This is a genomic window from Streptomyces altiplanensis (assembly GCF_053591575.1).
On the sequence record NZ_JBSFUB010000206.1, the window covers coordinates 1 to 3,402 of the forward strand.

Annotated in this window: 4 protein-coding genes; all 4 read right to left on the reverse strand. The window is 68.9% G+C overall.

Annotated features, from left to right (window positions below):
• Window positions 1-109: 109 nt before the first annotated feature.
• Window positions 110-502 carry an AAA family ATPase gene (locus tag ACWD0Y_RS36380; protein WP_450264532.1) on the reverse strand — a complete coding sequence of 131 codons (393 nt, stop codon included), beginning with the start codon at window positions 500-502 and terminating at the stop codon, window positions 110-112.
• Window positions 499-2,091, reverse strand: a complete 1,593-nt coding sequence (locus ACWD0Y_RS36385; RefSeq protein ID WP_450264533.1) for a transposase — start codon at window positions 2,089-2,091, stop codon at window positions 499-501. Before ACWD0Y_RS36385 ends, ACWD0Y_RS36380 begins: the two co-directional genes overlap by 4 nt.
• Before the next feature lie 250 nt (window positions 2,092-2,341).
• Window positions 2,342-2,767, reverse strand: a complete 426-nt coding sequence (locus ACWD0Y_RS36390) for an AbiJ-related protein (protein ID WP_450264534.1) — start codon at window positions 2,765-2,767, stop codon at window positions 2,342-2,344.
• A 35-nt stretch (window positions 2,768-2,802) separates the two neighbouring features.
• Window positions 2,803-3,276, reverse strand: a complete 474-nt coding sequence (locus ACWD0Y_RS36395; protein ID WP_450264535.1) for an abortive infection family protein — start codon at window positions 3,274-3,276, stop codon at window positions 2,803-2,805.
• Between the last annotated feature and the right edge of the window lie 126 nt (window positions 3,277-3,402).

A 3,402-nucleotide genomic window follows, 5' to 3' on the forward strand; every position in this document is an offset into this window, starting at 1 on the left:
ACCCCGGCTTGACTCGTCAGTTAAGGCAGCACCTGAACAACCAAACCGCCACCGACGAACCCAACGACCAACCGAAGAAAAAGCAACCCCCACCAAAGAAACAACCGGCTCATCCACACGCCTCCCCGTTGAGCCACTGAGCCTCGTCGACGAGGAAGGTACGGGGGCGCTCGGCCAGAGCGGTCTTCAACAAACGGTCGAACTCGCTGGGGTGGCGCGGTGGCTCGCCGGCCAGGTCGAGCGCGGTGAACAGCTCATAGCGCACCGCACGGGCGGTGGGACGGGCCCGGAAGGTGACCCGGCGGACGTCCTCGCCGGGTTCGAGTTCACGCAAGCAGGTGTTGACGGCGAGCGTCTTGCCGAAGCCAGCGCCGCCATGGATACACATCATCGCGCGGGCGGCGACCGTATCGCCGATGTTCTCCCGCGCGGTGAGCAGGGCGCGGGTGGTGACCACGGACGCATCGGGCAGGTCGACGTACTGGTAGGTGGCCGCAGTCACGAGGCGTCTCCGTCTTCAGTGGTCTGAGCGGTCGATCCGGGTACACGCCCGGGGGCAGGTTCAGATGAGACGGGAGCAGGCCGGCCGGGCGCGGTCCGGGTGACGAGGGAGGGCGGGGTGCGCCAGTCGGCTGGAGGCGCGGCGGGCGGGATGAGGTCCGGCATCGCCAGATCGGACAGGTCGGTGCCGACGGCCTGGGCGAGCTCGGCCTCGGCCTGCGCGGTGGTCAGGGTGCCGAGCCGCTGGGGGGCCTCGGGCTGGTTCACGGCTGCGTAGCGCTCGCGCTGTGAGGCCTCCAGGTCCTTCTTCAGGCGGCGGGCGCGGGCGGCCCGTGCCCGCCGTACGGCGCTGACCTGTTCCTCGGTGGCCTGGTCGGCCAGGTCCGCGGGACCGAGGTAGTGGCCGGTGGCCGCGTGGTAGACCTCGATCCGGTGGTCGTGATGGGGCATAAAGCGGATCCGGACCTGGATCCCGGACTGACCGGTCATCCACGACCCCACATAGTCACGTTTCCTGAAGCGGATACCGCGGGTCGTCAGTGTGCGGGTTCCGGCGTCTTCCAGGGTGAACGTCCACAGATCCGCCGCGGCCACGTCCCGTAGCGGGGTGGGATCGTCCTGCCACACCTCAAGTGGGGTCCTGCCCCGCAACGGCGCGGGTTGGTGTTCGGTGTTCCACCACCGTGTCCAGTCCAGCAGACGGGCGGTGAAGTCCTCGAAGCCCAGCAGCACTTCGTCCTTCGGACGGGAAGCACGCTTACCGGGGCGGGGCTGGCGGGCGTAGCCGGGCAGCCCGGCCAGGAACATGCTCTCCACCGCCCGATTCAGGCCCTCCACCGTGCCCTTGAGGTGCGGGGTGTAGGCGGGCAGGTCCTCCACCGTCACGTCCAGGAGATCGAACGCTGCGGTCACCGTCCGGGACAGGAAATCCTTGCCTCGGTCGACGCGTACCTTCTCGGGCAGGCCGCCGAAAGGTCCGTAGGGGTCCTCCCGCAAGACCGCGGAGCGCAGCGCGGCCAGCACCGACTCCCGGGAGGGATGTACCGGGGTGACGGCGACGCCGGTGATCGCGTTGGTGGCGCAGTCGGTGAACCAGGTGATCCACGGCCTGCGGGCCCTGCCGTCGACGTCGACCAGGACTGGGGCCTGCATGTGGTCGGTCTCCCACACGTGGTTGCGCCAGCCCCGTGGCCGGGCCAGGAACACATCGTGTTTCCGCGCCGCCCGCTCCCCTCCCGCGAGCCCGGCCCGCTCCCCCGGCGTCAGGTCCCGGCGGATCGCCCGGTGCAGCGTCGGGATCGAGGGAGGCGGATCCCCCTCGCCCCTGGCCGCGCGAGCGGCCAGCTCACGATGAACCGCCGCGACGTTGCCCTTCCATAAGGCCAGCAGAGCCCGAACCTCATCAGTAACCGTGAACCGCCCGGGATACGCGGCCCGCTCCCCCGGTGCCCGAGCCGCAGCCTCGTCCCGCTCCGCGACCGCCAGCCACCGCCACACCGCACGCTCCCGCACCCCCAGCACGTCCGCCGCCGACCTCACCCGCGTGGTGGTGAGCTTCCCCTCCCGACGCAGGGCCAGCAAACGGCGCACCGCCGGTCCCCGCAACGCCCGAACAGACGCAGCCGGCAAAGCCCCACTCGAACCACCACCCGTCCCTTCCAGGGCAGGGTCCTGCTCTCCCTGATGCACACTCCCGAGCACACCAACACCGATCGGCCAGCGGATCAGAACTCACGAAACTGAGACAGCATCACCCCTCCCGCGATAACGCTCCACCACAGCGATGCTCTGCAGATCTCTCACTTCCAGAACAGTGACCCCGTAGCCCCGAAACAACCCACTACCAGCACCAACACCCCCAAGCCACGCTGTCTCTCACCCCACTGTCACAAAACCGAGAGATCGCAGCAAGGATTCCATTGAGCTTCTCGGCCAGGCGTTCGACTTCGGCCGGGTCACGCCGCACCACGGGGTGGAGCATTTCGGCGAGGAAGTTCAACAGCGGCTGCGGGGAGGGGCCGCTGAGCCCGAAGCGGGCGTCGGTGAACACCCATTCGGGCAGCCAGTCGTCGTTGTTGATGCAGTGCTGCCAGATGTCTTCCCTGGCCGTAGGACGCCGGTAGCCGTCGCCTTCGAGGGTGTCCAGGTCGTACAGGCGCTCCAGAAACCTCACCTCGTCCAGAGCGCCCCACCACCAGATCTTCTCGACGACCAGGAAGTCGAGGAGGCGCTGGCGAGTGACGACAGTGAGTTGCTGTGGTGCCACCGGCTGCCCTTTCGTGTGTTCCAGCTTGTACGGGCTCAGAGCGAGGCTGCGGGCTCGCTGTCCGCAAGCGGGGCTGGTGTCGAAGGTGCCTTGCGCCAGGGGGCATTGGGGTCGGCGAGGGTGTCGAGCATCAGCTCGCACCAGGTGGCGGCCGTGCCGACGGCGAAGCGGGCGTGCCGGGGTCCGAGGCCTGTGGGTGCGGCTAGCCGTCCGTGTCCGGTCCCGTAACGGTTGCGCAGTTCGGCGACGCCGATGGCAGCCGAGGTCAGTGCGCCCAGGATGCGCTTGATGCTGTCGGCGTTGTCCGGGCTGCCGCCGGTGCGGGCCGGCGGCACTGCCGCGGGGTGAAGGTGAAGCGCTTGCTGCGCCTGCTTGATCAGCGCGGGCAGGTCCTGACGCTCGTCGACCGGGAGATTCCGCTTGAGCAGTACAAGCTTGGCGGTCGCCTCGATGAGCTGCTTGGCCGCGCCGATCGCGTCATCGGGGTAATCGGCTCCGAACCTGCGCACCCGCTCCAGCTCGGCCTGGATGCCCGACGCCTGGTCGTGTCCCCCGTCGTGGTGTAGCCAATCACGGTCCGTCGCCTCCGCTTCGGAGCCGTCCGGTACGTGCCGCTGCCGGCCGTCGTGCAATCA